Raw genomic sequence first — 26,277 nt, forward strand, 5'->3', positions numbered from 1 at the left:
CTTTTTGACGTTGTACGGCAGGGGCATCACGGCTAAAGCCGTTTCCTACGGCCGTTTCCTACGGCCGTTTCCTGCGGCGGTTTCCTACGGCCGTTTCCTGCGGCGGTTTCGTGCGGCCGTTTCCTACGGCGGTTTCCTACGGCGGTTTCCTGCGGCCGTTTCCTGCGGCGGTTTCCTACGGCCGTTTCCTGCGGCGGTTTCCTACGGCCGTTTCCTGCGGCGTTTTCGTGCGGTCGCCCTCGGCCCGGTGCTGATGGGCATGTCCAGGCCGGCCCACATCCTGACTCCGGCCGCGACCGTTCGCCGCGTCGTCAACATGACCGCGATCGCCGCGGTCGAAGCGCAGATCCGCGCGGCGAGGGAGCGGTGATGGGAACAGCTCCGTAGGAAACGCCTTCAGGCGTGATGCTCTTTCTTTTTGACGTTGTACGGCAGGGGCATCACGGCTAAAGCCGTTTCCTACGGCGGTTTCCTGCGGCGGTTTCCTGCGGCGGTTTCCTACGGTGTTTTCGTGCGGTCGCCCTCGGCCCTGTGCTGATGGGCATGTCCAGGCCGGCCCACATCCTGACTCCGGCCGCGACCGTTCGCCGCGTCGTCAACATGACCGCGATCGCCGCGGTCGAGGCGCAGATCCGCGCGGCGAGGGAGCGGTGATGGGATTTGCTCCGTAGGAGACGCCTTCAGGCGTGATGCTCTTTCTTTTTGACGTTGTACGGCAGGGGCATCACGGCTAAAGCCGTTTCCTACGGCCGTTTCCTGCGGCCATTTCCTACAGCGGTTTCCTGCGGCGGTTTCCTGCGGCGGTTTCGTGCAGTCGTTTCCAGAGACGGTGATTGGGCGGGCGCGGGCTTCACCGCCACGCAGCATGCAGTCGCCACAGCCGACGGCTACACTCGGACGTCCGCGGGCGGCGATGTGCCGCCCCCTGCCCATGGCGACACCTGAGGAATCCGCATGAACCCGTTGCAGGACATACTCGATCAGGACCTCGACCCGGTCGAAACCCGTGAGTGGACCGATTCGATCAAGTCGGTCATCGATGCGGACGGTACCGACCGCGCGCACCAACTCCTGCAGCGCATGGTCGAGGAAACACGCCGTGCCGGCGGCCACCTGCCATTCCAGCCGACCACCGAGTACATCAACACCATCCCACCACACCTCGAGGCCAAGTCGCCCGGCGACGCGGCCATGGAATGGCGGATCCGCTCGCTGATCCGCTGGAACGCGATGGCGATGGTCGTGCGTGCGAACCGCAAGCCGGGCGAACTCGGCGGCCACATCGCCAGCTTCGCCTCGTCCGCCACGCTCTACGACGTCGGCTTCAATCACTTCTGGCGCGCACCGAGCGACGGCCACCCCGGTGACCTGATCTTCCACCAGGGCCATTCCAGCCCGGGCGTGTACGCGCGCTCCTTCCTCGAAGGCCGCATCAGCGAGGAACAGCTCGACCATTTCCGCATGGAAGTCATCGGCAAGGGCAAGGCACTGCCCTCGTATCCGCACCCGTGGCTGATGCCCGACTACTGGCAGGTGCCGACCGTATCGATGGGCCTCGGCCCACTGCAGGCGATCTACCAGGCCCAGTTCATGAAGTACCTCGAGCACCGCGGCCTGATCCCGGTGAGCGACCGCAAGGTGTGGTGCTTCGTCGGCGACGGCGAATCGGACGAGCCCGAGACGCTCGGTGCGATCTCGCTGGCCGGTCGCGAGGGTCTCGACAACCTGATCTTCGTGGTCAATTGCAACCTGCAGCGCCTCGACGGCCCGGTGCGCGGCAACGGCAAGATCATCCAGGAACTCGAAGGCGTGTTCCGCGGTGCCGGCTGGAACGTGATCAAGCTGATCTGGGGCAGCTACTGGGATCCGCTCCTTGCGCGCGACCACAACGGCACGCTGCGCAGGGTCATGATGGAAACCGTCGACGGCGAATACCAGAACTGCAAGGCCTTCGGCGGCGCGTACACGCGCGAACACTTCTTCGGCAAGCACCCGGAGACGCGCGAGATGGTCGCCAGCCTTTCCGACGAAGACATCTGGCGTCTCAACCGCGGCGGCCACGATCCGCACAAGGTCTATGCGGCCTACCACGAGGCGGTCAACACCAAGGGCATGCCGACCGTGATCCTCGCCAAGACGGTCAAGGGCTACGGCATGGGCGGTGCCGGTGAATCGCAGAACATCACCCACCAGCAGAAAAAGATGGACGACAACGCGGTGCGTGCGTTCCGCGATCGCTTCAACATCCCGGTCGCCGACGCCGACCTGCCGCAGGTGCCGTACTACCACCCCGGCAAGGATTCGCCCGAAGTCGAATACATGCTGGAACGCCGTCGCGCGCTCGGCGGCTTCCTGCCGCAGCGCCGGCGCACCTCGGCTTCGATGGCCACGCCGGAGTTGGCCACGTTCGACGCGCTGACGAACGGCACCGGCGAACGCGAGATCTCCACGACCATGGCCTTCGTGCGGGCGCTCAACCTGTTCCTGCGCGACAAGGAGATCGGACCGCGCATCGTGCCGATCGTCGCCGACGAGGCCCGCACCTTCGGCATGGAAGGCCTGTTCCGCCAGATCGGCATCTACGCGCCGTTCGGCCAGAAGTACAAGCCGATGGACGCCGACCAGCTCATGTACTACCGCGAGGACCAGTCAGGCCAGGTGCTCCAGCAGGGCATCAGCGAACCAGGCGCGATGTCCTCATGGATGGCCGCGGCAACGAGCTATTCGTTCAGCGACGTGCCGATGCTGCCGTTCTACATCTACTACTCGATGTTCGGCTTCCAGCGCATCGGTGACCTCGCCTGGGCCGCCGGCGACATGCGCGCGCGCGGCTTCCTGGTCGGCGGCACCGCCGGCCGCACCACGCTCAACGGCGAGGGTCTGCAGCACGAGGACGGCCATTCGCACGTGGTCGCCGGCACGATTCCGAACTGCCGCAGCTACGACCCGACCTTCTCCTACGAGGTTGCGGTGATCCTGCAGGATGGCGTGCGCCGCATGCTGACCGAGCAGGAGGACACCTACTACTACCTCACCGTGATGAACGAGAACTACGCGCACCCGGACATGCCGGCAGGCGCGGAGGCAGGGATCATCAAGGGCATGTACCTGTTCAGGGAATCGGGGACGGGGAATGGGGAATCGGGCAAAGGCAAGAGCAAAGGGAAACGCCCGACCGTGCAACTGCTCGGGTCGGGCACGATCCTGCGCGAGGTGATCGCCGCGGCCGAACTGCTGGAGAAGGAGTTCGGCGTGGCCGCCGACATCTGGTCCTGCCCGAGCTTCAACGAACTGCGCCGCGACGGCTTCGACGTCGAGCGCTGGAATCGCCTGCACCCGCTGGCGAAGCAGCCGCGCAAGTCCTGGGTCGCCGAATGCCTCGATGGTCGCAGCGGCCCGATCGTCGCGGCGACCGACTATGTGCGCGCGTATTCGGACCAGATCCGGGCCTTCATCCCGGCCGGACGCAGCTTCATCGCGCTCGGCACCGACGGCTACGGCCGCAGCGACACGCGCGCGCACCTGCGCTCGTTCTTCGAGGTCGACCGCTGGTGGATCGCCCACGCCGCCATCGCTGCGCTGGCAGCCGATGGCCAGATGAACCCCGAGGACGTCGCCCGCGCGATCCGCGAATGGAAGCTCGATCCCGAGAAGCCGAATCCCGTGACGGTGTGAAAAACGTCGCGCCCGAAGGCGCTCCCACAGGCGCACCTACGGAACAAAAAATGCCGTAGGAGCCCGTGCACGGGCGATGCTTTTCGTCGCGACCATCGGCAGGCATCGCCCCCGAAGGGACTCCTACGGGAGGCGGTCGGCGACCGCGCAGGATACGCGCTTGCGTTGGGCGTCGTGCTTCGGCGATTGGTAGGGCTGGCCGATCTTCGGCAGACGGGCGGCAAGCGGAACGACGCTGGCATTGAGGCGCCAGTCGTAGATGACGCTGAAGGCGAGCACGCGCGCCACGTACTCGCGGGTTTCCTTGTACGGGATCGTCTCAATGAAGAAATCCGGTTCGAGGCCGCCGCGCGCGGCCAGCCAGCGCTTCACCGGCGCGCTACCGGCGTTGTAGGCCGCGCTGGCCAGCCACGGGCTGCCCGAATACTGGCCGGCCATCTGCGCGAGGAAACGTGTGCCAAGCTGGACGTTGTAGGCCGGATCGAACAGGTCGCCCGGCTTGTGGTAGGGCAGTTGCGCCCGCTGCGCGACCTCCTTGGCAACACTGGGCAGAAGCTGCATGAGGCCGTAGGCGTCGGCATGCGAACGCGCGTCGGTCATCCACGCGCTCTCGGCGCGGATGATCGCGTAGGACCAGGCAGGATCGATGCCGGCGCTGCGCGCCTCGCGCGTCACGTGCGGTTTCATCGCCAGCGGAAAGCGCTGCTCGTAGTGGCGCTGTGTCGTAGGTGAGGCCGACAACAGGAACACGGCACGGTCGTACCAATCCTTGCGATAGGCGATGTCGGCGGCGAGGCGGCGGTCGGCCGGCTCCAGCTTCGTCATCGCGAAATCCCATTCGCGACGCGCGTTGTCGAGTTGGCCAAGGGCGTGAAACTCGAACGCACGGGCGAGATCGGGCTGGGCGAGCAGGCGCTTCTCGGTGTTGCGGTCGGCGGCGAAGACATCCGCGCAGATCGAGTAGTCCGCGCCGATCCAGTCGGCGGCGAGGAAGCCGTGGAAGTTCGCCTCGCGCGCGACTTCAGCGAACAGCGCGCCGGCTTCATCCTTGCGGCCGAGCTTGTCAAGCATGCGCGCGCGCAGGTAGCGCCAACGCGCATCGGCCCGCTGCGCCTCGCTCATCGCTTCAAGCGCCGCCAGCGTCTCGTTCCAGTCGCCGGTCGCCAGCGCCACGCGCACGTGCCACTCGCGCGAGGCATCGTCGGCGGCTTCGATCGGCAAGGCCTTCAGGCGTGCGAGTGCATCGTCTTCATAGCCGGTCGAGCGGTACACCGCGATCGCATTGAGGATGCGGTACTTCTGCGCCGGATCCCACTGGAACTTCGCACCGAGTGCGGCCCAGCGCGTTTCCGCGGTGGCGCTGTCGCGGCGGGCCAGACGCATGAAACCGAACGACAGCGCATCGCGGTTGCGTGGCGTGTCGGGCCAGGCCGCGGCATTGGCGAGCACACTGGCCGGATCGCGCACGGTGGCGGCGACGCGGTCGGCGGCGGCCTTGCCGGGTGCGTCGAGGCGCGTGCCGATCATGGCAACGGTTTCGGGATTGGCGGCGGCGGCAGCCGCTTCGATGCGCGCCCACACCTCGGCATCGGTCAGGCCACCGCTCGTGCGCGCCCAGGCGAACAGCGGTTCGCACAAGGCCGGTGTCGCGCGCGGCTGCATCCACAGCGCGGCGATGTCCTGCGCGTAGTCCGGTTTCTCTCCGGCATCGATGCGCGCGCGCTGCCAGGCGCATTTCAGTTCAAGCGATCCACTGTCCTGCCAGAGTCGGCGGAAGGTCGCCCAATCGCCGGCATTGGCGAGGCGGCGCAGGGTCTTCTCGCGCAGGTTGCGCGCCACGAGACTGTCCGGCCAGCGCGCGAGAAAAGCCTCGACTGCGGTGGTCGATGGCGGCGTCTTGCCGCGCTCGAGCACGCCAAGTTCCACGTAGGGCAGCAGCGGATAGTCGGCGAGGTCGATCGCGTGGCGCTTCCAGGCATCGCCGGATTCGCGTGCGACCGCTTCGAGGGCGCGGCGGTACTGACTGCGCTGCTGCTCGCGGTCGGCGGCCTGGGCCGGTGAGACAACCGCGACGAGAGCGACGACGAACGAGGTGGCGAGACGGATGCAGATCATTGCTTTGGTGGGGTCTTGCAGATGTCGTGTGGGCGATTCTGCCAGTAGGCGTGACGCTGGATAGCACGAATCTTGTAGTTGAGCACTTCGACGAAGCCGAGCGATAGCGGCGTCCATGTCGCGGCACATTTAAGGACACTGCGGTAAGGAACAGGATCGCCGACAACGCCTGGTTCTACGTGCTCGCCGCCACGCGACCCTGCACGGCCAGTCCGCTCAGGAAGGCTTCAAGCTCCGCCGCCCCCAACTCCCGAGGGTGTCGACGGCCACTGGCAAGGATGAACCTGCGGATCCATCCGGTGTACGCCCTTTCGGTGTACAAGCTGTAGCGTTTGAGCCGCAATATGCGCCGAATCTCGTCGAACAGGCGCCGAGCGGGCCGGTCCGCCGCACCACTTGCTACCCCTCCGATCCATCGTGATATTCCATAACACCCCGCATCCGTCGACAACGCAGGGACGTTCAGTGAAATCCGTCGCCCCTGGAATCGGACAAAGGATTGATTTCATGCAGGAAAACCGCTTGACGCGCACCGCGCCGATGCTGAACGATCCATGCTATGCCTCGGATTCGGGGTCTACTTGTAGTTAGAAACCTCAGGGGGAGTCTATGGCAACGGGATGGCATACAAAACTGACTGGCCAAGTCGGTGAGCATCTCGTCACGGCGGAACTCGGGAGGCGGCATATTCTTGCGGCCCCGTTCTCTGGCAACGTCCCAGACATTGACATCCTCGCGTACGCAAATGGCATCACGGGCCTCATTCAAGTAAAGACCATAACTGGCGACTCGTGGCAGTTTGACGTTCGTAGGTTTCTTAGCGTCGAGCTCGAATCGGGGCGTCAGGTTGTGCACGGCAAGAGCCCGGAGCTCGACCGCAAGATCATTTGCGTGTTCGTCGCCCTAGGCAACCAGCTCGGTGAGGATCAGTTCTACATCTTCAAGCAGGGTTGGCTGCAAGACCATTTTGCCCAGAAGTACAAAGGTAGGGCTGCACCCAAAAACATTAATTCTTTTCATTGCGCAATCTGGCGGCGTGACATGGCAGTGCATCTTGGCAAATGGCGTATCATCACCAACAAGTTCAAGGTGTGAGTCGGTTTCTAACTATTCGGTCAACCGGACGCAAACCCGCTGCGCGGGTTCGCGCCGGTTACCTCAAGCGTTAGGCATCTGTGACAGAGAATCGCGTCCGCATAGTCTTACCAGAGCCGCATTACACGCTCTTCGACGCTAATCGCAACGACCTGCCAGAGGTCATTGTGGTCAATGACTCGCTCCTGACCTTCCGACACACCGAAATCTTCCCCTGGCACCTCGAGGTCAACATTCAGGCCCAGGACCTTGCTGAGGAAGGCATGCCTACCCCAGAAGAAAGCAAGCTTCTCTTCGAGATCGGCGACCGAATTGAGTCGGCCATTGAGGGGAACAACGCACTGTTCCTTGCACGTAGTACTTGGAATGGTCTCAGGCAATTGTCATTCCGCGTGCACAACCCAGAACTGGCCAATGACGCCCTGCAAGGACTCCTGGCAGAAAAGCCGCACACTCGGTTCTGGGAATTTCGCATGCACCATGACCCGGACTGGCATGACGCTGGCTACATCTTCAAGCTATTCCCGCTAGCAAGTGGAGCAGATGCCTAACAATTCGTTCAAGCCGAAACTGCTTCGCTCCGGCATCGGCGTGGCAGGTTAAGCTTGCCACGCCGCTACCTGCGCTACGCAGTTCGGCTTAACTCAGGTGTTGGGCCTTACGGGGAATGGTATGAACGAGCAGTGGTTGCTTCAAGCAGACGAGACGCTTACAAAACTCGTCGCTAATATTTTGCAGGTGTCGCACAAGGATTCATCAAAACTCGCTAGTGTCCTGATAGCAAAAACCTCCGGCGCTGCGGGCGCTGCGGGGGTGCTGGGTCTGATCGGCACTTTCGGCACAGCATCTACAGGAACAGCTATCGCCGGTCTCTCGGGGGCCGCAGCGTCAAATGCCACCCTATTTTGGCTAGGTTCCCTCGTCGGTGGCGGTGTCTTTGCCGGCACAGTTCTCACTGGTGGCATTGGTCTGGTTGTCGGATATTTGGGGCTAAAGTTCTGGAAGGGAAAGCCACGATCTGTGGAATCCATTACTGATGAAGAAAAAGCCCTCGTTGATGCCAGTCTCGGGTTGGTCAAGGCATTTCGCGAGCAGCGAGATTCGAAGGTTGCAGTAAAGAAAGCTGATGCCCGCTTTGTGCTCGAAAAGGCTTGGAGGCCACTTGTGAAGCGGTTTATGGACTACCACGAGCATAGGGCAGTAAAGACACTGAATCTGAAGAACTGCCTTGGTCTAGTAAACCGTAAGCATGAATTCGAAAAACTCTCTAAGGAGCTTGAGTCATGGGCATCCTGAAAACTAAATCTTCAACAGCGGTTACCACCGTAGCAACTGTGTTTGCTAACCTGATAAACAAGGCACAACTGCAGCTTTCAACTGACGAGCAACTCGTTGTTGAGGCACTGCGCCGCTCCAGTAATGCACTTTCTGATATGTCATTGTCCGAGATGGGGAGCTATCTGCGGAGTATGGACGATGATTCCCTGCGAGGCTTGGCAAACAACGTTAAGGGTATTTACCACGAACTCCAATTCGTCCGCCGAGAAAACCTGAACGGAGATGCAATTACTGCCAGAATTTTTCCAAAAACAAATCATCCGGGAGCGGATGTGGTGCTAAGCCGTGATGGAAAAGATCTCGCAGAACTTCAACTAAAGGCAACAGATAGCAGTTCTCTATTGGCGAAGCACCTCGATAAATATCCCGAAATTTCTATAGCCGCAACTGACGAAGTGGCCAATTCAATTTCTGGGGTGAAAAGCTCCGGCTTTAGTAATGCGGCGCTGGAAAATGATGTGGGAAATGCGTTCTCCAGCGTTTCCGACCAAGCGCATATCTCGCAGTTGCAAGATGCAGCAGCAGTGTCAGGGCTTCTTGCCGCAGCTGTGAATGCTGGCAATGTGCTTTCTGGCAAGGCGACAGCGAAAGAAGCGTCGAAGAACACGTTGAGAGACATGGGGGTGGCAGTTTCTTCCACGTTCTTGGTTGACCTGCTTTTTTCGTGAACGTAACCCAGCCCAACAAGGCACTCCAGCCGACGTCCTTGCCGCCGCTTCGCGTCGTCAAGGGCGCGGCTGAGTTTGGGCGTTATACGCCACGGATATGGTTCCGCAGATTTACAGAGTGCTAGCGCAGGACGGTGGTTTTCTTGCCGTCATGGCACGACCGCGATCCGGCGAGTGGCTTCGTGACGAGCTGCGCGGCTTAAGCCAGATTGGCGTCACAACAATTGCTTCGTTGCTCGAGCCTCGAGAAGAGTCGGAGCTCGAGCTTACGGCGGAGCGTTCGGTCGCAGAGAAAGTAGGGCTTACGTTTCTTAGCTTCCCCATTGCTGATCGTGGTGTTCCCCTGGCAACACGCGAGTTCCATACGTTCACGAGCCGGCTCGCGGGTGATGTGCGCGCCGGCCGTGGCGTTGCCGTGCACTGTCGCGCAGGAATCGGGCGTTCTGGTATCGCGGCTGCAGCAGTACTCGTATCCTTGGGCCACGAGCCGCGCGACGTGTTCGCAATGGTGTCAAAGGCCCGCGGCGTCACCGTTCCCGACACCGAAGAACAGATCGAGTGGTTTCGCAAAAACTGTAGCGGTGTGTCACGTGGCGTATAACAACCAGTTGCAGCGGACGGTCCCACCCGCATCGCGGCGCACCGCGTGTGCGTCATTTCATTATGCGCACGCCGTGCGCTACAACCGGCAGCGGGCCGCCGCTGAACTGCGGCGTTAGGTGCGCTTAGGAGCATCAATGCGATTGATAGTTCTCTTCATCGCCAGCCTGCTCCTTGGCGGTTGCGCGACGACCGGCAAGGTGGCTCTGACCAGTAAGGACCTTATCGGAACTTGGCGCTGCGGTCCCACGGTCATGCACGGCCCAAACTTCGACATTTCAGTTACAACAGAGACCGTCAATGCGTCTGACGGCACGTATTCGACCCTCACAACGTCGGTCATAACGCCGCATGGCAAACCTTCCATCACCACCACCGACAGAGCGTGGGGGACATGGCTGCTGGAGGATGACGTCATTACCTCTACCGTTCAAAGGGTGGAGTTTTTGACATCTTCTGACCCATCTATCACCAAAGAGATCGGGCAGCAGGCGCAGGATGCTCAGGTGCGCAAAAAATCTATTTATCAATCGCGCATACTAGAGTTTACGGGCCATTCCTCGCGCTCTATTCCCGTCAACTCGATGTACAAAGAGGCAGCAGTCGAGTCTACCTGTGAGCGCACCTAACAATTCGTTCAAGCCGAACCTACTTCGCTCCGGCAACGGCGTGGCAGGTTAAGCTTGCCACGCCGTCACCTGCGCTACGCAGGTCGGCTTAACTCAGGTGTTAGTCCCGCTGAAAACCCGCTTTATTCAGGCCATGCTTTTTCCAACGGCATTCAGTTTCTCAGGCGTTATTCAGCGCCTGGTTTGCCGTTTCTCCGGGCTACGCCTGCGGGCAGTTTACTTGTTTCAAGCTTTTTTGGCCTCTGGCGCTTTCACAGCAAGCGCAAGCAGCTATCATTTTTCATGCTTTGCGTCGCCTCGGTGGCGCAGTGCTTTTTCGCAGTTTGCGCCCGTCGCCAAGTTGGGGTTTCCCGTTTTGGCCATCGGGTCTAACTGTTCGTCGCAGCCGACCGCCTACGGCGGCGGCTGAACCGATCGGCCCTTTCTTGCCGGCCTGCGCATAGCGCTTGGCGAGCGCCGCGAAGGCAGCCGCCAGCTCGGGCGGGCCGATCACTTCCATCGCCACCTCGAACCTTCCAAAGGAAGCGGCCAGGGAGCCCCAGGACCACGAGCCCAGTTCAAGCGTGCAGGTATGCGAATCGACAGCCGTGACCTTTCCATCGCCGACGAAGGGAAGAACTGCCCGCGCTGGCAAGTGAAGGCGAACGGTTCCGCGGCATGCCCAATCGTTGGCGTTCGAGCCTTTGAACCGGGCGGAGACGAATTCCTTGACATCGCCGCCTGGTACCGGGCGCGGAATGAACCGGGCACCGAAGGGAACGCGAGGGCGGATTCGGTCGGCACGAAAGAGGCGCCAGTCCTCACTGCCATTCTCCCAGGCGACAAGGTACCACCGGCCACTGGAGAGAACCAGGTGGTGAGGCTCCACATGTCGCTGTGGACGTAGGTCGCAGTCATCTGCATCGTCGTGGGGCGCGTAGTCGAAGTGCAGGGTCTGACGGTCGTGGATGGCTTGTGCAAGGGTCACGAGCACGTCGAGCGATGCTGTCACGGCGTGGGCATCGCCGGGGCGCCCGATCGCTGTGAGCTCCAGTGCGTCGAGACGCTGCCTTAGTGGCAATGGCATGACTTGGCGGATTGTGCCGAGCGCGCGGATGGCGGCCTCTTCGAGTCCTGCGCCGATGGTTTTGGCCGCACGCAGCGCGATGGCCACCGCCACTGCCTGGTCGTCATCGAAAAGCAATGGTGGCAACGCATGCCCGGCTTCGAGCCGGTATCCGCCCTCGGGGCCGACGGTGGCCTGGATGCTGTAGCCCATGCCGCGGAGGCGATCGATGTCTCTGCGAATCGTGCGGTCGCTGGTGTTGAGGCGGGATGCCAGCAGCGGACCAGGCCACTCGCGACGGCTCTGCAGCAGCGACAGCAGGCGGAGCTGCCGTTCTGTCGTTTTCATGTTTCTGACTGTATTGCATATTCAGGACAGAAACTGACCTAATCGGGTGGGAAACTGGTGAAGTTGGCCAATGGGGCCAATCTCACTTCAGGAGCAAAGATGCCAATTCAGACGACCACCCACCTCAATTTTTGTGGAAACGCACGCCATGCGCTGGCGTTCTATCAGTCCGTCTTCGGTGGCCACCTGGTCATCAAGACCTATGCAGACTTTGGCATGCCGGCCAACGCGCCGGACGCCGACAAGGTCGTGTTTGGCCTTGTCACCGCCCAGAGTGGCTTCCGTGTGATGGGCTATGACATCCCCGGCCAGACCGAGGGTGGCATCGCCGCGGGCGGCTGGACCCGTCGCGAAAACGGCGTCACGCTCACCAACCAGGCGCTTTTTGTCTCGGTCAGCGCCGACAGCCTCGAAGAATTGCAGACCTACTGGAACGCGCTGGCCGTCGACGCCACGGCCGTGGAGCCGCTCGCAGCGTCAGCGTGGAGCGCAGGCTTTGGCATGCTCACGGATCGCTTTGGCGTGACCTGGGCTTTCAGTGTCTCCGCTTCCTGATCCTGCTCGCCCCCGAATGTCGAACGCGGGATTGCGTGTTCCACGCTGATGGCGGACACTTCGGCTACGATTGGAACGTCACTCAGGACACCTGCGCAGAGTGTCCGCCATCGCATGGAACGCTGTCCGCGATGGGAATGGAATCGCTGTCCGAGATCAGTGGAATGCGCATTGGCCATCGGGTCTAACTGTTCGTCGCAGCCGACCGCCTACGGCGGCGGCTGAACTCAGGACGTTAGACCGCACAATCCTCATCATGGGACACCACGACATACAGCAGGTCTGCCTCAACGGGCACCAGATCACCGACAGCTTCAATTCGTCTCCCCAGTTTCGAAAGAATTTTTGCGCGACCTGCGGGGCTGCGACGATTCACAAATGTCCGGAGTGTGGTCAAGGAATCCCGGGCGACTACAAAACCGATGGAGTGATTGCCATTGGGTTTAGCACCCCAGTGCCAACTCACTGTTCGGGCTGTGGCAAGGCATTCCCATGGGCCGCCCTCAAGGCAAAGCTAGCTAACGGTGCTGGCTCACAAGCTATGGACGCACTTGCTCTGGTGGAACAGGTCTGCGGTCGCTTCCACCTGATCGCACGCCAAATCAGGTCTCGTCACTCGAACCGCGATACGCTTGTTGTCAACGACGAGTACGACGTTCAGGACTTGCTTCATACGCTCCTGCACATCTATTTCGATGATATCCGCCGAGAGGAATGGACGCCAAGCTACGCTGGTGGAAGTTCGCGGGTGGACTTCCTACTCAAGAGCGAGCAGATCATCATCGAAGTAAAGAAAACAAGGGCAACTCTCAAGGCTCGTGAGCTCGGTGACGAACTGCTGATCGATTGCCAGCGATATAGAGCACATCCCGATTGCAAGCGACTTCTTTGCTTTGTGTACGACCCGGAGGGTTGGGTTTCCAATCCGCGGGGCCTAGAAAGCGATTTGAGCCAAAAAGGCGATGACTTCGAAGTCAGGGCCGTCATCGTCCCCAAGGGCCACTAAAGGTTGGGCGCGGTGCGGTCTAACCCCTCAGTCAACCGGACGCCTTGCGCTTACGCGCAAGTCGCCGGTTACCTCGAACGTTGGGCAACGAGAGCGGAATGAGAACGGAAAGCCCCATGAGTGATTGGTGGCAAACCGCCGTCGTGCGGGCAAACCAGCGCTACGCTATCGGCATAGTTGCGTCTTCCGGTTTGTCATTCTTTGCGCCCTACGTCCTGGGCAGGTTCGTTCCCTGCGCGGAGTTCATGGAGGTCGAATGGATCATGGTCGCATTCCTGTGTTTGGCCGGTGTTGGGCTGCTAAACATCCTCTTCTCATTCGCTCCAGCTCTTGAGGGCAAGCTACCCAGACGTCTCGCTCAGCCGATGAGGCATTGTCTCGTAACGGTCCTGCCGCTTTTCATAGTGGCCTACGCAATCTGGCTTGCGTTCTCACCCTTTTGGTACGCGTTGCTCAATGATCCAGAGCTACTCTGTGATTAGAGAAGGATGCCCAACAAATTCATGCACGCGACGTGCGAAGACGAACGCGCGTGATGAATGGCGTTAGGCAGCAGGGGCAGCGTGATGGCAAACGAAGTGAAAGATTTCTATCCGTTACTTCGGGAAGCTATTGCCGAAGCTCGGGCATCCGGTCTCGTGTCTCTTGCAGACTCCCTGGAGTCGCATTCTTCGGCAGCGTACGCAACATCTTCCGAGCTTCTCGGCGAGACAGGTCAAGCGATTGTCGAGTTTCTCCGGCTCGGTGGCGCTGACGTTCAACCAGCGGTCGCGGCCAAGCTCCAAGAATGCCTGCGGCAGGTTCAACGGGTCTGGCCGGAACTTCGAGTACGACAAGGTGCTGCTGCCTAACAACTCATTCCAGCGGACGCGCTACGCGCGCCGCTGAATTCAGGCGTTAGGCCTCATGTTCAAGTCCAACCGCACCCCAAAGATCGCATTGCTGCTGTTCTTGCTTTCCTTCGCATACCTGGCGGTGTTGGTTCTTCTCGGGCAGGAGCGAGCAAACACAGATTGCCGAACACCGGTTCGACGGTGGCGTGGCGTTGGCCGTACTGCGCTTTGCCCGCGTCGGTGTCGATGCGTTCGCGCATGCACTGCGTGTGCGTGGCGACCACCTTCCGGGCCAGCACAGCAACCTGTCGCGGGGGTGTGGTGTCGGGTTTGCGCAGGCGCTGGGCGCGCAATGCGCAGACCTTGCAGACCGAAGCGGGCGCGCGGAACTTGATCGCGGCGTAGCCGCCGATCGTGCAGTCATTGCCGTTGCGATACAGGCGTTGTCCGGCTGGACACGTTGCCGGCGGCGTCGCAGCCGTAGGTGCGCGCGGGGGTTGGTGCGTTGCGTGCCACCGAGGTCACCGCGTGCGGGCCGCAGCCGTTGCCGCCGTAGCCGTACGCCCCCGGGAGAGAAATTTGGACATCCATGGCTTGTATCTCTGGCAATTTGCTGCACAAGGGTTTACGGTTTTTTAACCGGGTGTCCCCTGTCCCCGGTATGGACCCGCGACAACCACCATCATCGGAGAGAGTACATGGCAGCTCGCAGTTTCAATCTTGCCCTGGCAGTCCGCGCAGGCCTCGCAGCCGGTCTGGTTGCGGTACCCGCGACGGCCGTCCAGGCCCAGCCCGCCACCGGCGACGAGGCACAGACCCTGGAGGCGATCACCGTCACCGGTTCGCGCATCCGCAAGGCCGAAATCGAAGGTCAGGTGCCGGTACAGGTCATCACCTCGGCCGACATCGAGGCAACCGGCCTCGGCACGATCGGCGACATCATCCAGCGCCTCTCGGTGAGCGGCTCGTCACTCAACACCAAGTTCAACTCGGCCGGCAACTTCGGTTTCCCGCCCGATGGCGGTGGCGTCGGTTCCGGTTCGACCACGATCTCGCTGCGCAACCTCGGCGCCAAGCGCACCCTGATCCTCGTCGACGGCCTGCGCTGGGTCAGTGAGTCCTCGGCCTCCGGCGTGTCCGCTGCGGTGGATCTCAACACGATCCCGGCCAGTGCGGTCGACCGCATCGAAGTGCTCACCGATGGCGCCTCGTCGCTGTACGGCTCCGACGCGATCGCCGGCGTGGTCAACATCATCACGAAGCGGAAGCAGGAAGGTGGTGCCGCGCGTCTCTACTACGGTGACTACTCGAAAGGCGACGGCCAGACCAGGCAGGGCAATGTCTCGCTTGGCGGCAGCGGTGAGCGCTTCGATTTCTTCGCCGACATCAGCTACTACAAGCAGGACTCGATCAGCTCGAGCGTGTGGGAACAATCGCGTTTCCCGGTGCCCGGAACCGGCGTCGACAACGGCAGTTCGGCAACGCCGACGGGGCGCTTCGTGTTCGCCGCGCCATCCGACTTCGGCGGACTGTGTCCGAACAACTTCTGCAACATCGCGGGCAATGGCACCTCGGGCATCCCGACGATCAGCGATTTCCATCGTTGGGTCGGCAGTGGCCCGAACAGCGACCGCTTCAACTTCGCGCCATACAACCTGCTGCTGACGCCGTCGGAGCGCAAGGCCGTGTTCGTCAACGGCAGCTACCGCATTGCCGACTCGGTCAACTGGAACCTCAAGGGCGCCTACACGCAGCGTGAGTCGGCCAACCAGGCTGCGCCGGAACCGATCTTCCTCGGCTCGGAAGCGGGCACTTACGGGCTTGGCGATTACGTCGCGATCGACGTCACCAATCCATACAACCCGTTCGGCATCACGATCGGCCCAGACGGCACGCTGGTCGCACGTCGTCCGGTCGAGGGCGGGCCGCGCATCTTCCGGCAGGACGTCGACACGCGCTATTTCTCGACCGGCCTCAATGGCGACTTCGAGGTGGGCGGGCGCAACTTCTTCTGGGACGTCAACTACGTCAACGCCGACAACAAGGCGACCCAGACCGTCACCGGCACCTACAACATCGCCCACATCCAGCGCGCACTCGGTCCGGTCGCCGACTGCACGGCGCCGTGCGTACCGCTGAACCTGTTCGGTGGCCCCGGCACGATCACCCAGGCCATGCTCGACTACATCCTGTTCACCGAGCTCGACCGCAGCCGGCAGAAGCTGACCACGTGGACGGCAAACCTGTCGGGCGACCTGTTCGAGCTGCCCGCCGGTGCGCTCGCCTTCGCGACCGGCTACGAGCACCGCGAGCAGAGCGGCTCCTACCAGCCCGACGCGATCGTCGTCGCCGGCGAGTCCAACGGCGTGCCGTCCGGTCCGACTCGCGGCGCGTACGACGTCGACGAGGTCTACCTCGAGCTCAACGTGCCGCTGGTCGCCGATACCGCCTTCGCCAAACGCCTCGATTTCAGCGTGGCCTCGCGCTATTCGGACTACTCGAACTTCGGCAGCACGACCAACAACAAGCTCGGCCTGCGCTGGCAGATCGGCGACGACCTCACCCTGCGCAGCACCTGGGCGGAAGGTTTCCGCGCACCGTCGATCGGCGAGCTGTACGGCACGTTCTCGCGCTTCGACGCGACCATCCAGGATCCGTGCAACTTCGCTACCGGTCAGACCGCGACGAACTGCATCGCCCTCGGCGTGCCGGACCCGGCCACCTTCGAGCAATCCAACACGCAGATCTCGGTCGTCACCGGCGGCAATCCGGACCTGCAACCGGAAACCTCGAAGAGCCTGACCATCGGCGGCGTCTACAGTCCGTCGTGGGCCGCGGATACGAGTTGGGCGCAGAAGCTCGACTTTGAACTGACCTGGTACCGCATCCGTATCAAGGACGCGATCCAGGCGTCCGATGCGCAAACCCAGCTCGAGCGTTGCGTGGCCACGCTTGATCCGGTGTTCTGCAGCGGCATCGGCCGTTCCTCGGGCGGCAACATCAACGCCTTCGACAACACGCTGTACAACCTGGGCCGCGTCGAGACGCGCGGCTTCGACTTCGGCATCAACTGGCTCGGCAACGAGACCGGCATCGGCACCTTCGGCGCCAGCCTGCAGGCGACCTACGTGAAGAAGTACGAGGCCATCGCCACCGACTCCGGCGAAGCCGAGCCGCGCGGCGTCGGCATCGAGGTCGCCGACAGCGCGATCCCGAAGTGGAAGGCGACGGCACGCCTGAACTGGGCGCTCGGCAACTGGAGCGCGGGCTGGACCGCGCGCTACATCTCCGACCTCACCGAGAGTTGCGCAGGTGCCGAGGGCTACCCCATCTGCGGCAACATCGCTGCAAACACCAACCATCTCGGTGCCACCACCTTCCACGACGTGCGCGCAAGCTGGACGGTTCCGTCGGATCTCAAGCTGACCATCTCGGGCGGCATCAACAACGTGTTCGGCAAGGAGCCTCCGATCTGCCTGAGCTGCTCGCTCAATGGCTACGATGCGTCGAACTACGACCTGCCTGGCCGCATGAGCTACATCGAGGCCAGCGTCAGGTTCTGACCCACCGCCACGCCGGTGCTTCGTGCACCGGCGTGGTTCCTGCGATGTGTCGAACGCGTCGCCCTGGAAACACTCCTTTCCGCAGGAGCGCAGCCGGGGCGCGTTCGGGGTGTCTCCGCGTCAAGAAAATCGCGCACAGGGTGCGCCCCTGAAGGCGTGATACGCCTCACAACCGCTCGAAGCCGTCGGCAAAGATGACGTCGGCGCGGTTCTCGACCGCGCCGATGTCGGCGGGCCCGGCTCCCGGGTAGTAGACGACGCTGCCGAAGGGCTTGCCGTAGAAATCATCGGCGACCGACTTCGTGCACCAGTCGACGAGACCATATCCCGGCGCGAAGGTGCCGGGCTGGAGCGAGAACGCGCCCGCCGCGATCACCTCGAAGGTGCCGCTGGTCGGATCGTTGACGACGCTGTGCGTGGCGAAGTCGTCGGTGCGCTGGAAGTAGCCGCACCATTCGCGCTGGAAGTTGACCGGCGGTGCTGCACCGCCGACATTGGCCGGCGCCGGGATGGCGGTCGAGGCGAAGATGTTCGCGCGCACGTTCGCCGTCGAGGTCTCGTAGGCGAGGTTGACGAAGCGGTCGAGCGGGGTCGAGAACAGCACCGTGGTATGGCGCACGGTCAGGCTGCCGGGATACAGGTTGCCGCCAACTTCGAAGGCCGAGCGTGTCGAGCCGACGCCTGTGCCGGCCAGTTCGACGCGGTTGTCGACGATGAGGCTGCTGGTGACGAAAGACTGTCCTGCGTAGTTGCGCAGCAGGGCCGATCGCGCGAGGTTGTTGCGGATCGACGCGCGCACGAGTTCGAGCGTGCCGATGTTGTCGACGAGAGACGCTCCCGGGCCGGTGCCGGCCGTGCCGCTCGCCGTGTTGTTGGTGAACGAGACGCAGGGGGTGGGTTCGAAGAACGTGCAGGCGACGTTGCGACCGGACGGTTGCACGCGCAGGCGCAGTTCCTCGCGGCCTACCGAAAGGCCGAGCGTGCCGGTGCCTTCCTGCCCGGTGACGACGAGGTTCTGCAGGCGGAAGGAACTCTGCCCGCTCGGGTAGTCGTCGGTGCCGATCGTGCGGCTCGCGGTCAGGCACAGGCCGGGACGCGAGCCGGTGTTGTTGGCGATCGCGAGCAGGCCGTTCTCGCCGTCGGCCGCACCGAGCGGGCGATAGCCGTCACCGCCCATCGGGATCGCGGTATCGAGCGTGCCGGAGCCAGCCGCGCAGGAGCCGCTGCCGGTGGTGGTGTTGCCGATGATCAACGCGGCCGCGTTGGCGCGCGGCCGCGGCTGGAAACCGCCGCCGCCTTCGACCGTGCCGTAGCACGAAAATGCGCTGCCCAGTCCACCGGCACTGTTGAAGCCGATGATCGTGTCGATGGCGACGATGCTGGCGTGGCGCAGGCCGAACGTCGGTGCGCCGGGCACGGTGTTGCCGCCGCAGTAGATGCCGCCGCCTTCGTTGGTGGCGGTGTTGTTGAGGATGCTCGCGCCTTCGTCGAGGTAGAAGTCGACCCTGTCCGCCGTGGTCGACGCGAGCAGGCCGCCGATCAGGGCGACGCCGCCGCCGCGCACGGCCTGGTTGTTGCGCACGACCGTGCCGCGGCCGAGCAGCACCGAAGCCGGACCGCGGATCGCGATGCCGCCACCGGCACCGTTGAAGGCATTGCTGGTGGACAGTGCATCGCCACCCTGCATCACCGTGCGCCGGATCTGCAGGGTGCCGATGCGGCCATCGACCAGCAGGCGCAGGGTCGGCGCCTGCGCGCCGCCGGAACCGTCGATGATGCTGACGTCGTTGATGCCGTTGCCGGGCGCCGCATCGCCGCACTCGACATAGCCGCCTTCGATGAACACGCCGCCTTGGCTGACCGAAGGGTCGTAGCTGGCTCCGTTCGGCACCGCGAAGGTTTCGCGACGCAGTTTGAACGTGTGTGTCCCCGAAACACCGTCGAGGGCATCGAAGGCGGCCTGCAGGGTTGCATAGGTGCAGCCGGCGCCGGTGCCGACCGATACCGTTGCGGCACGGGTCAGGGATGGCGGCAACAGCAGGATGGCGACGGCAAGGAGACTCTGGATCGGCTGGCGCATTGGGGGCACTCCGCTCATTGGCACAGGGGGAAGCGCAAAGGAGTGCCGCGGGAGGACATGGCGAAACGACGTTTCGCCTTGCGCCCGGCGCAGCCGGTATGGAATAAGGCGGCGTCCCCACCCGTCCTTCCCCATGTCCGTCCTGCCGACCTTCGCCCTCATCCTCGTCCTGCTCGCCGTCGGTGGCGTGCTGCGCTGGCGCAGGCTGGTGCCGGACAATGCGCCGGACGTGCTCAACCTCGTCGCGCTCTACGTCTGCCTGCCGGCGTCGATCCTGCTGTACGCGCCGAAGCTTGAGTTCGCGCCCGAACTGCTCGGCTTCGTGGCGATTCCATACCTCGTGCTGCTGGCGACGATCGTGTTCGTCTGGCCGTTGGCACGGCTGCTGCGCTTCGACCGCGGCAGCACCGCCTGTCTGCTGATGCAGGTGCCGCTCGGCAATACCTCGTACATCGGTTACAGCCTCGTGCCGGTGCTGGCTGGCAGCGGCGCCCTCGGCTATGCCGTGGTGTACGACCAGTTCGGCACCTTCATCCTGCTGCTGACCTGGGGGCTGGTGATCATTGCCGCATTCGGCGGCACCGAACGCCCGACGATGCGCGGCATCCTGTGGCGCATGCTGACCTTTCCGCCATTCCCGACCCTGGTCTTCGCGCTCACCCTGATGCCGGCCGATCCACCCGCCGCGGTCGCGCAGTCATTGCAGATGGTCGCCGGCATGTTGTTGCCGCTGGTCATCATCGCGCTCGGCATGCAGTTGCGCCTGCGCCTGCCGCGCCAGCACCTGTTGCCGCTCTGCATCGGGCTGGTCGCCAAGCTCGTGCTGATGCCGCTGCTCGCACTCGGCCTGTGCATGCTGTTCGGCATCACCGGCGACATGCGCCTGGTGGCGGTGTACGAAACCGCGATGCCCTCGATGATCACCGCCGGCGCCCTGCTGTCGATGGCTGGCCTTGCCCCGGAACTCGCCGCGGCGATGATCGGCTACGGCATCGTGTTGTCGATGCTGACGCTGCCGCTGTGGCACCACGTGCTCGGCGGCGGTTGAGGGGCACCACAACGAACCGGAGCACGCTGATGACACCGAACCCTGGGCCGCGCATGGCGGACGGTTTCCGCAAACGCGGCGGCGAGATCACGCGCATCGAAGCCTTCGTCGACGCCGCCTTCGCCTTCGCGGTGACGCTGCTGGTGATCTCGGTCGATGCGATTCCCGAATCACGTGCCGAACTCGTCGCGGCACTGAAGGGCATTCCGGCCTTCGCCGTCAGTTTCGTGATGATCGCCTGGTTCTGGTACGGCCATGCGAGCCACACACGCCGCTATGGACTCGACGACCGCACGTCGATCCTGCTGAGTCTGTTGCTGGTCTTCCTGGTACTGGTGTTCGTCTATCCGCTCAAGGTCATGTACGCGAGCTTCATGCAATGGATCAGCAGCGGGTTTCTCGTCGCCAGGTTCAAGCTGGAGTCGACCGCCGACCTGCGCCTGATCATCGTCGTGTTCGGGCTCGCCCTCGGCTCGATGGGCGCAGTGATGGCGCTGCTGACCGAACACGCTTGGCGCCGGCGTGACGCGCTCGGTCTCGACCGCGACGAGCGCATCGCCACCCGGCTGCACGCGCTGTCGTGGTGGTTCGTGCCGGTGGTGGCGCTGGTCTCGATGCTGGTTGCGCTGTTCGTGCCCGCACTCGATGGACATGCGTGGACGCATGGCCTCGGCGGCATGGTCTATGCGTTGCTTGGCCTGCAGGGGCCGGTGATCGCCTGGCGGCACCGACGCCTGCTCGAAATGCCCTGATCAATCCGGCGAGGCTGGCGCAACCGGCGGCGATGTCAAGGCTGCCATGCTTCCACGCACGCTGATCTCCTGCGGCGTGCTCAAGACGATGCCGGCTTCGCGCAGGCGTTCGAGCAGGTCGATCAGCAGGGCGCTGCGCACGCCGCCGGCACGACGCGGGCTGTCGACATAGGCGATCAGGATGAACACGAGGCTGTTGCCCTCGATGCCGTCGAGCAGCACTCCGGGCTCGGGCTTGGCCAGCACGTCGCCGCGCGCCTGGATCGTGTCCAGTACGATCTGGCGCACGCGCCGCGCGTCGGAATCGAGCGGCAACGGCAGGCGCACGCGGATGCGGCCTTCGGCATTCGCCTGGGTGACATTGCGCACCGTCTTGGTGATCAGCTCGGAATTCGGCACGATCACGGTCGAACGGTCGCCCATCTGGATCTCGGTCGCGCGCACGTTGATGCGGCGGATGTCGCCCTCGACATCGCCAAGCGCAATCCAGTCTCCGACCTTGACCGGGCGCTCGACCAACAGGATCAGGCCCGAGATGAAGTTCTGCACGATCGCCTGCAGGCCGAAGCCGATGCCGACCGAGAGCGCACTGGCCACCCAGGCGATGCGCTCCAGCGACAGGCCGAGTGCGGACAGGGCGAAAGCGAACACGAAGATGCCGCCGGCATAGCCGAGCAGGGTCGAGATCGACGAGCGCAGGCCCGGATCGAAGCGCGTGGTCGGAAGATAGCGTGTATCGAACCAGTTCTTGACCGTGCGCAACAGCAGCATGCCGACTGTGAACACGGCGATTGCGCCGAACACCGCACGTGGCGCGACACGCACTTCGCCGATGGCGAAGCCGCCGCCGAAACGCAGGCCCTGCGCCAAAAGTTCCTCGGGATTCGTGCCGAGCGGCACGAGCACGAGCGCGAGTGCGCAGGCGAGCACGAACAGGCGGAACAGGCCGGACAACAGCACCTGGATCTGCTGCAGGCCCTGCGGGGTCAGGCCGGTCGTGCGCTGCATCCAGCGCGCCCGCTCCGACAGCACTGCACCAACCGCATCTTCGACCACGCAAACCACCACATAGGACACGCCGGCGACGAGTGGAATCCAGATCATCTGACCGACCACGAAACTGGCGAACGCGACATAGCCCAGCGCCGCGGCAATAAGCACCACCAGCACGCCAACCGCGAGCGCGCCAAGCGCAGCCACCATCCAGGCCGGGCGTGTGCCGGCCTTGTTTCCAACATCGCCATCGCTGAAATGCGCGCGTTGGATGGCTATCAGGCCCAGCGCGACCGTCAATGCGTACAGCACGGCGACGACGAAGCCCGTGGCGATCGTCGCCGTCAGGCTCATGCCGATCACGCTGTTGATGCGACTGAGGGTGAAGCCGAGCACGACCACCACGGCGAGTGCGAACGGGAAGTGGCGCAGGCGCGCGGCGACCGCGTCGGAGATCGGCGGCAGGCGCCATGACGGTCGGTTGGTTGACAGCAGGGCACGGCCCAAGCCGGTGACCATGCCACCGAAATAGACCGTGCCGACGAACACCCAGGCCAGCGTGGCGAACGGTTCGGCGAAGTGTCCGTTCCAGTTGAGCCCGTAATAAATGGAGTGCGCGCCGAGGCCAGGCAGGATTGTCGACACCACCAGCACGGTGAAGGCGAGCGCGGAACGGCGCAGCCGGCCTTGCGGCATGTGGTCGGCGGTCGCGCGCAGCCATAGCCGCTCGGCACCCCAGCGGCCGAACACGAGCAGCAGCAGGCCGGCACCGAGGCCGATCAGCGAGGGCGTGAGGTTGGCGCCCTCAAACGAGGTGGCGAGACTCGTGGCGAGCGCATCGCGCAGCACGTCGAGGCGCGGGCGGTCACGCTCGGCCGCTGCCGCCACCTCGTTCCAGAACGTCGGCAACAGCGGCGAATTCGTGCGCTGGCTGAGGTGGTGCCTGAACAGCACACGGCGCGCCTCGGCGACCTCGCCGGCCAGCTGCTGGCCATCGGCAACGATGAGCTTGGCGCGCTTGATCTCGGCATCGAGCGTGGCGCGCTGGTGCGCCAGCGCCCTGCGTTGCGCGGTGATGTCGGCCGCCTCGGCCGGCTGGCCCTTCGCCGGCGGCTCGCCGAGTTCGGCCAGGCGCGTCTCGATCGCCTCGAGTCGCGGAATGCGGTCGGCAAGCAGTCCGTCGGCGGTGCCGGCGAGGCGTCCGGCCTCGCTGCGCAGCCGTGTCAGTGTCTCGGCGTCCAGCTCGGTGGTGCTCACCTGCTTGCGCATCTCGGCGATCTGCTTCATCGCCGCGTCGAAGAACTTCGCCGATTCCTTGTGCGCATCCTGCGCATGCACGCAGGCGGCGACGACGGCGAACACCAGCAACAACGCGCGCAGGACGGATTTCATGCGGCCATTATCGGGAACCGCGGCGCCGCGGCCAATGGTGGCGTGATGGGATCGGCCGCGACGCGCGCTTCGGCAGGAGCCCCTTCAGGGGCGATGCTCCTTCCGTACAACCTCCAAAGCAGAAGCATCGCCCGTGAACGGGCTCCTACCGGCGCGTTGCAACGATCAACCAGTTCTCGAACGGCGTCTTTCCGCGCAGCGGTTCGAAGCACGCATCGAGACCGAGGTCCGCGAAGCGCGCCTCCAGTTCCTCGCGCCGTGGATAGCGCGGCGGCTCGCCGCGCATCCAGCCCAGCCATTCCGACATTCGATCGACCGCGCCCGTCACGCGCGAGCGCCAGCCATCGTGTGCGAGGCCGGTGCGGATGACGAGGCGCGCCGATGCGGTCAGGCAGGCAGCCGCCGCGTCGAGGATGCTCGCCTGCACGGATGGCGGCACGAACTGCAGCACGTCGAGCAGGGCGACGCTGCCGCGATGCGCGGGGAAGCCGCTGGCGAGGTCGAGCGTGTCGAAGCGCACCCGTTCGAGGCCGGTGTTCAGCGCCGCCGCGCGCGCCGCGGCGATCTTCCGCGCGTCGATGTCGACGCCGGCATAGTCCCCGGCAAAGCCGCGTGCGCGCAGCGTCTGCGCGAGCAGGCCGAGCCCGCAGCCGACGTCAAGCAGCGGTTCCTCGCGATCGTCGAGGACCGCGCCGACACCGGCGTAGATCGGATCGCTGGCGAGCTTGCTGCGCGCGTACCAGTAGTGATAGCGGCTCGGCAGGTAGGCGCGGGCAATCTCGAGCGGGGTCGTCATGCGCGAAGCCCAGGGATGTGCTGTTCGATCCTGCAATGACGGCCGGGCATGCGCAAGGTTCGCAAGCCTGCGGACGCGGCCTGCCTGGCGCTGCGCCCCCGGCCGTTCGAGCGGCCGGGGACGAGTGTTGCGGGATCCGCCACCGCTTTGCGTAAGAATGAACCGCGTGGCATCGCGCGCGCGGACAGGATCTGGAGCCCACCATGCGTCGATACCGGGATTGCACCACCCTCCTTCTGGCCGCCGCGCTGCATCTGGCGCCACCGCCGCTCGCGGCGCGGGACGGTGTCCCCGATCCCGCATTCGGCAATCATGCGCCCGGCGTCAGCATCATCGACGTCGTCGCCAATCCAGCGATCTCGATCGACATGGCCCGTGCCGTGCTGGCATTGCCGGATGGCCGCCTCCTGGTTGGTGGCACATCGGCCTACGCGTCGAACCTGCCGACGGCGCTCTCGCTCGTGCGCCTCGACGCCAACGGCCAGCGCGACATGGCTTTCGGCGATGGCGGCAAGGTCCTGGTCACGGTCGCACCCGGGGTTGTCCTGCAAAGGCTTGCCGCCCTGCTCGCCACTGCCGATGGAGGCCTGCGTCTCCTGGTCACCGGCGTGGTCGGCAACGTAAGCAGGCTGTGGCTGTGCCACGTCGATGCCGCGGGTGTGGTCCAGGGCGCCTGCGTTGAACTGCCCGCACCACCGGGGCTCAGCTTCCGCCTGGGACGAGCCGCCGCGGTGCTCGACGACCAGGGCCGCATCGTCACATTGGCGCCGATCATCCTCCCCGGACGCGGTCTTTCCGTGGCGCGCTGGCAGATCGACGGCAGCAGCGACACGAGCTTCGGCAATGGCGGCGCGATCACCATCACGCGCTTCGACGAACTCGCAGGCCAGGCCTCGAACAACAGCGTGGGTGACGTGAAGATCGACACCCAGGGCCGCATCGTCGTCGCTGCGACCTCGGAACTGCACACCACTTCCATCCCCGTGCCGACATTCGCCGCCGCGCGCCTGCTCGCTTCGGGGCAACCGGACACCACGTTCGGCGACGGCGGTGCGCGCCTCGTGCCGACGAGCGAGTCGCTCGATGCGACGGCGCTGGCGCTGGACGCGAACGATGGCCTCGTCATCGGCGGCAACCGCCTCGTGATCACGCCGACCTCACCACCCGTGCTCGAATCCGAATTCGCGCTCGCCCGCATCGATGTCGATGGCGATGTCGATGTCGGCTTCGGCGACGCCGGCCTGCGCCGGATCGTGTTCCGCAGCGGCATGCCGCCCGACGACGCCTGCGCGGCCGTCATCATCCAGCCCGATGGCCGCATCGCCGCGGCCGGTCATTCGCGTGCGCCGGGAAGCACGGGCGGCTTCGACCTGGCGATTGCGCGACTGTGGCCCGACGGCCGCCTCGACGAGGGCTTCGGCAATGCCGGCAGCGGCCGCTTCATCGGCCCGATCGACCTCGCCGACGGTTTTGGCAACCTGGACGCGATCGCGGCGATCCGCTGGCACGACCAGCACCTCGTCGCCGCCGGTTATGCCCGCAGCGGCTACGACCAGGATGAGTTCGCCGTCGTCCGCCTGCGTGCCGACGGCCTGCTCGATGCGGGTTTCGAATGAAGCCTGGCGACCGCCATCGCGCGCGCCCATGACCGGTGCCGGCAGGCACCGCTGAGCGCGCCCCATCAGTGCCTGTCCAGGCGTGCGCTGTCCACCCCCCGCACGCATTCCCGGAAACACGTCACGCGAA

At 64.1% G+C, this 26,277-nt stretch carries 21 protein-coding genes and 3 pseudogenes; 17 read left to right on the forward strand and 7 right to left on the reverse strand.

What is annotated here, in order from left to right; genetic code table 11:
• Positions 1 to 10: 10 nt before the first annotated feature.
• The 3 genes and pseudogenes from KF907_RS02095 (at position 11) to aceE (ending at position 3,675) form a co-directional block, all read left to right on the forward strand.
• The gene (locus tag KF907_RS02095) at positions 11 to 370 is read left to right on the forward strand and encodes a phosphate acyltransferase (protein WP_472843848.1); all 360 of its coding nucleotides are present in this window, start codon (positions 11 to 13) and stop codon (positions 368 to 370) included.
• Positions 371 to 525: 155 nt separating this feature from the next.
• A pseudogene (locus KF907_RS02100) lies at positions 526 to 654 on the forward strand (phosphate acyltransferase); the annotation flags it as partial.
• Positions 655 to 954: 300 nt separating this feature from the next.
• Positions 955 to 3,675, forward strand: coding sequence for a pyruvate dehydrogenase (acetyl-transferring), homodimeric type (aceE, locus tag KF907_RS02105; protein WP_291217685.1), 2,721 nt, complete (start codon positions 955 to 957; stop codon positions 3,673 to 3,675).
• A 123-nt stretch (positions 3,676 to 3,798) separates the two neighbouring features.
• On the opposite strand, the gene KF907_RS02110 is transcribed toward aceE, so the two are convergent.
• On the reverse strand, positions 3,799 to 5,790 hold the full coding sequence (locus tag KF907_RS02110; RefSeq protein WP_291217687.1) for a transglycosylase SLT domain-containing protein: 1,992 nt from the start codon (positions 5,788 to 5,790) through the stop codon (positions 3,799 to 3,801).
• Positions 5,791 to 5,965: 175 nt separating this feature from the next.
• Positions 5,966 to 6,241 carry a phage integrase N-terminal SAM-like domain-containing protein gene (locus KF907_RS02115; RefSeq protein ID WP_291217689.1) on the reverse strand — a complete coding sequence of 92 codons (276 nt, stop codon included), beginning with the start codon at positions 6,239 to 6,241 and terminating at the stop codon, positions 5,966 to 5,968.
• A 158-nt stretch (positions 6,242 to 6,399) separates the two neighbouring features.
• Between KF907_RS02115 and KF907_RS02120 the strand changes: the two genes are divergently transcribed.
• The 7 genes from KF907_RS02120 (at position 6,400) to KF907_RS02145 (ending at position 10,529) form a co-directional block, all read left to right on the forward strand.
• Entirely contained in the window at positions 6,400 to 6,885 is a 486-nt protein-coding gene (locus tag KF907_RS02120; RefSeq protein ID WP_291217691.1) for a hypothetical protein, read from the forward strand.
• 80 nt (positions 6,886 to 6,965) lie between these two features.
• Positions 6,966 to 7,436, forward strand: coding sequence for a DUF695 domain-containing protein (locus KF907_RS02125; protein ID WP_291217692.1), 471 nt, complete (start codon positions 6,966 to 6,968; stop codon positions 7,434 to 7,436).
• Between the two features lie 121 nt (positions 7,437 to 7,557).
• Positions 7,558 to 8,181 (forward strand): hypothetical protein, encoded by a 624-nt coding sequence (locus KF907_RS02130; RefSeq protein ID WP_291217694.1) that lies wholly within the window; start codon positions 7,558 to 7,560, stop codon positions 8,179 to 8,181.
• Positions 8,169 to 8,891, forward strand: coding sequence for a hypothetical protein (locus tag KF907_RS02135; RefSeq protein ID WP_291217696.1), 723 nt, complete (start codon positions 8,169 to 8,171; stop codon positions 8,889 to 8,891). The genes KF907_RS02130 and KF907_RS02135 overlap by 13 nt, the downstream gene beginning before the upstream one ends.
• Positions 8,892 to 8,988: 97 nt before the next feature.
• Positions 8,989 to 9,492 (forward strand): protein-tyrosine phosphatase family protein, encoded by a 504-nt coding sequence (locus KF907_RS15415; protein ID WP_472843816.1) that lies wholly within the window; start codon positions 8,989 to 8,991, stop codon positions 9,490 to 9,492.
• 136 nt (positions 9,493 to 9,628) lie between these two features.
• The gene (locus tag KF907_RS02140) at positions 9,629 to 10,120 is read left to right on the forward strand and encodes a hypothetical protein (protein WP_291217698.1); all 492 of its coding nucleotides are present in this window, start codon (positions 9,629 to 9,631) and stop codon (positions 10,118 to 10,120) included.
• 133 nt (positions 10,121 to 10,253) lie between these two features.
• Positions 10,254 to 10,529, forward strand: a complete 276-nt coding sequence (locus KF907_RS02145; RefSeq protein WP_291220213.1) for a DUF1010 domain-containing protein — start codon at positions 10,254 to 10,256, stop codon at positions 10,527 to 10,529.
• Positions 10,530 to 10,898: 369 nt separating this feature from the next.
• Here KF907_RS02145 and KF907_RS02150 read toward each other — a convergent pair.
• Positions 10,899 to 11,513 (reverse strand): annotated as a pseudogene (locus KF907_RS02150) (helix-turn-helix transcriptional regulator); the annotation flags it as partial.
• Between the two features lie 57 nt (positions 11,514 to 11,570).
• Here KF907_RS02150 and KF907_RS02155 point away from each other — a divergent pair.
• The 3 genes from KF907_RS02155 (at position 11,571) to KF907_RS02165 (ending at position 13,556) form a co-directional block, all read left to right on the forward strand.
• Positions 11,571 to 12,068, forward strand: coding sequence for a VOC family protein (locus tag KF907_RS02155; RefSeq protein ID WP_291217700.1), 498 nt, complete (start codon positions 11,571 to 11,573; stop codon positions 12,066 to 12,068).
• A 256-nt stretch (positions 12,069 to 12,324) separates the two neighbouring features.
• A complete protein-coding gene (locus tag KF907_RS02160) occupies positions 12,325 to 13,074 on the forward strand; it encodes a DUF2321 domain-containing protein (RefSeq protein ID WP_291217701.1) in 750 nt (249 codons plus the stop codon).
• A gap of 116 nt (positions 13,075 to 13,190) precedes the next feature.
• Entirely contained in the window at positions 13,191 to 13,556 is a 366-nt protein-coding gene (locus KF907_RS02165) for a hypothetical protein (RefSeq protein WP_291217703.1), read from the forward strand.
• A gap of 428 nt (positions 13,557 to 13,984) precedes the next feature.
• Here KF907_RS02165 and KF907_RS02170 read toward each other — a convergent pair.
• Positions 13,985 to 14,356: pseudogene (locus tag KF907_RS02170) on the reverse strand (transposase); the annotation flags it as partial.
• 249 nt (positions 14,357 to 14,605) lie between these two features.
• On the opposite strand from KF907_RS02170, the gene KF907_RS02175 reads away from it, so the two are divergent.
• Complete coding sequence (locus tag KF907_RS02175; RefSeq protein ID WP_291217705.1) at positions 14,606 to 17,470, forward strand: TonB-dependent receptor plug domain-containing protein; 2,865 nt, start codon at positions 14,606 to 14,608, stop codon at positions 17,468 to 17,470.
• 166 nt (positions 17,471 to 17,636) lie between these two features.
• On the opposite strand, the gene KF907_RS02180 is transcribed toward KF907_RS02175, so the two are convergent.
• A complete protein-coding gene (locus KF907_RS02180; RefSeq protein WP_291217707.1) occupies positions 17,637 to 19,550 on the reverse strand; it encodes a hypothetical protein in 1,914 nt (637 codons plus the stop codon).
• Between the two features lie 133 nt (positions 19,551 to 19,683).
• On the opposite strand from KF907_RS02180, the gene KF907_RS02185 reads away from it, so the two are divergent.
• Entirely contained in the window at positions 19,684 to 20,598 is a 915-nt protein-coding gene (locus tag KF907_RS02185) for an AEC family transporter (protein ID WP_291217709.1), read from the forward strand.
• A 29-nt stretch (positions 20,599 to 20,627) separates the two neighbouring features.
• Positions 20,628 to 21,350: a TMEM175 family protein gene (locus tag KF907_RS02190; RefSeq protein ID WP_291217711.1), complete on the forward strand. Its 723-nt coding sequence runs from the start codon at positions 20,628 to 20,630 to the stop codon at positions 21,348 to 21,350.
• Here KF907_RS02190 and KF907_RS02195 read toward each other — a convergent pair whose 3' ends face one another.
• Together KF907_RS02195 and KF907_RS02200 are read right to left on the reverse strand one after the other, a co-directional pair.
• A complete protein-coding gene (locus KF907_RS02195) occupies positions 21,351 to 23,735 on the reverse strand; it encodes a DUF3772 domain-containing protein (protein ID WP_291217713.1) in 2,385 nt (794 codons plus the stop codon).
• Positions 23,736 to 23,880: 145 nt separating this feature from the next.
• Positions 23,881 to 24,531, reverse strand: coding sequence for a class I SAM-dependent methyltransferase (locus tag KF907_RS02200; protein ID WP_291217715.1), 651 nt, complete (start codon positions 24,529 to 24,531; stop codon positions 23,881 to 23,883).
• Positions 24,532 to 24,734: 203 nt separating this feature from the next.
• Between KF907_RS02200 and KF907_RS02205 the strand changes: the two genes are divergently transcribed.
• The gene (locus tag KF907_RS02205) at positions 24,735 to 26,147 is read left to right on the forward strand and encodes a delta-60 repeat domain-containing protein (protein WP_291217717.1); all 1,413 of its coding nucleotides are present in this window, start codon (positions 24,735 to 24,737) and stop codon (positions 26,145 to 26,147) included.
• Positions 26,148 to 26,277 lie beyond the last annotated feature (130 nt).

Source organism: Dokdonella sp. (assembly GCF_019634775.1).
Lineage (GTDB): Bacteria > Pseudomonadota > Gammaproteobacteria > Xanthomonadales > Rhodanobacteraceae > Dokdonella.

Excerpts from the sequence above, each read along its gene's own strand:
- aceE (WP_291217685.1), top strand. The coding sequence starts at position 955 with ATGAACCCGTTGCAGGACATACTCGATCAGGACCTCGACCCGGTCGAA.
- KF907_RS02110 (WP_291217687.1), bottom strand. The coding sequence starts at position 5,790 with ATGATCTGCATCCGTCTCGCCACCTCGTTCGTCGTCGCTCTCGTCGCG.
- KF907_RS02120 (WP_291217691.1), top strand. The coding sequence starts at position 6,400 with ATGGCAACGGGATGGCATACAAAACTGACTGGCCAAGTCGGTGAGCAT.
- KF907_RS02130 (WP_291217694.1), top strand. The coding sequence starts at position 7,558 with ATGAACGAGCAGTGGTTGCTTCAAGCAGACGAGACGCTTACAAAACTC.
- KF907_RS02135 (WP_291217696.1), top strand. The coding sequence starts at position 8,169 with ATGGGCATCCTGAAAACTAAATCTTCAACAGCGGTTACCACCGTAGCA.
- KF907_RS15415 (WP_472843816.1), top strand. The coding sequence starts at position 8,989 with ATGGTTCCGCAGATTTACAGAGTGCTAGCGCAGGACGGTGGTTTTCTT.
- KF907_RS02140 (WP_291217698.1), top strand. The coding sequence starts at position 9,629 with ATGCGATTGATAGTTCTCTTCATCGCCAGCCTGCTCCTTGGCGGTTGC.
- KF907_RS02145 (WP_291220213.1), top strand. The coding sequence starts at position 10,254 with ATGCTTTTTCCAACGGCATTCAGTTTCTCAGGCGTTATTCAGCGCCTG.
- KF907_RS02160 (WP_291217701.1), top strand. The coding sequence starts at position 12,325 with ATGGGACACCACGACATACAGCAGGTCTGCCTCAACGGGCACCAGATC.
- KF907_RS02165 (WP_291217703.1), top strand. The coding sequence starts at position 13,191 with ATGAGTGATTGGTGGCAAACCGCCGTCGTGCGGGCAAACCAGCGCTAC.
- KF907_RS02175 (WP_291217705.1), top strand. The coding sequence starts at position 14,606 with ATGGCAGCTCGCAGTTTCAATCTTGCCCTGGCAGTCCGCGCAGGCCTC.
- KF907_RS02180 (WP_291217707.1), bottom strand. The coding sequence starts at position 19,550 with ATGCGCCAGCCGATCCAGAGTCTCCTTGCCGTCGCCATCCTGCTGTTG.
- KF907_RS02185 (WP_291217709.1), top strand. The coding sequence starts at position 19,684 with ATGTCCGTCCTGCCGACCTTCGCCCTCATCCTCGTCCTGCTCGCCGTC.
- KF907_RS02190 (WP_291217711.1), top strand. The coding sequence starts at position 20,628 with ATGACACCGAACCCTGGGCCGCGCATGGCGGACGGTTTCCGCAAACGC.
- KF907_RS02195 (WP_291217713.1), bottom strand. The coding sequence starts at position 23,735 with ATGAAATCCGTCCTGCGCGCGTTGTTGCTGGTGTTCGCCGTCGTCGCC.
- KF907_RS02200 (WP_291217715.1), bottom strand. The coding sequence starts at position 24,531 with ATGACGACCCCGCTCGAGATTGCCCGCGCCTACCTGCCGAGCCGCTAT.
- KF907_RS02205 (WP_291217717.1), top strand. The coding sequence starts at position 24,735 with ATGCGTCGATACCGGGATTGCACCACCCTCCTTCTGGCCGCCGCGCTG.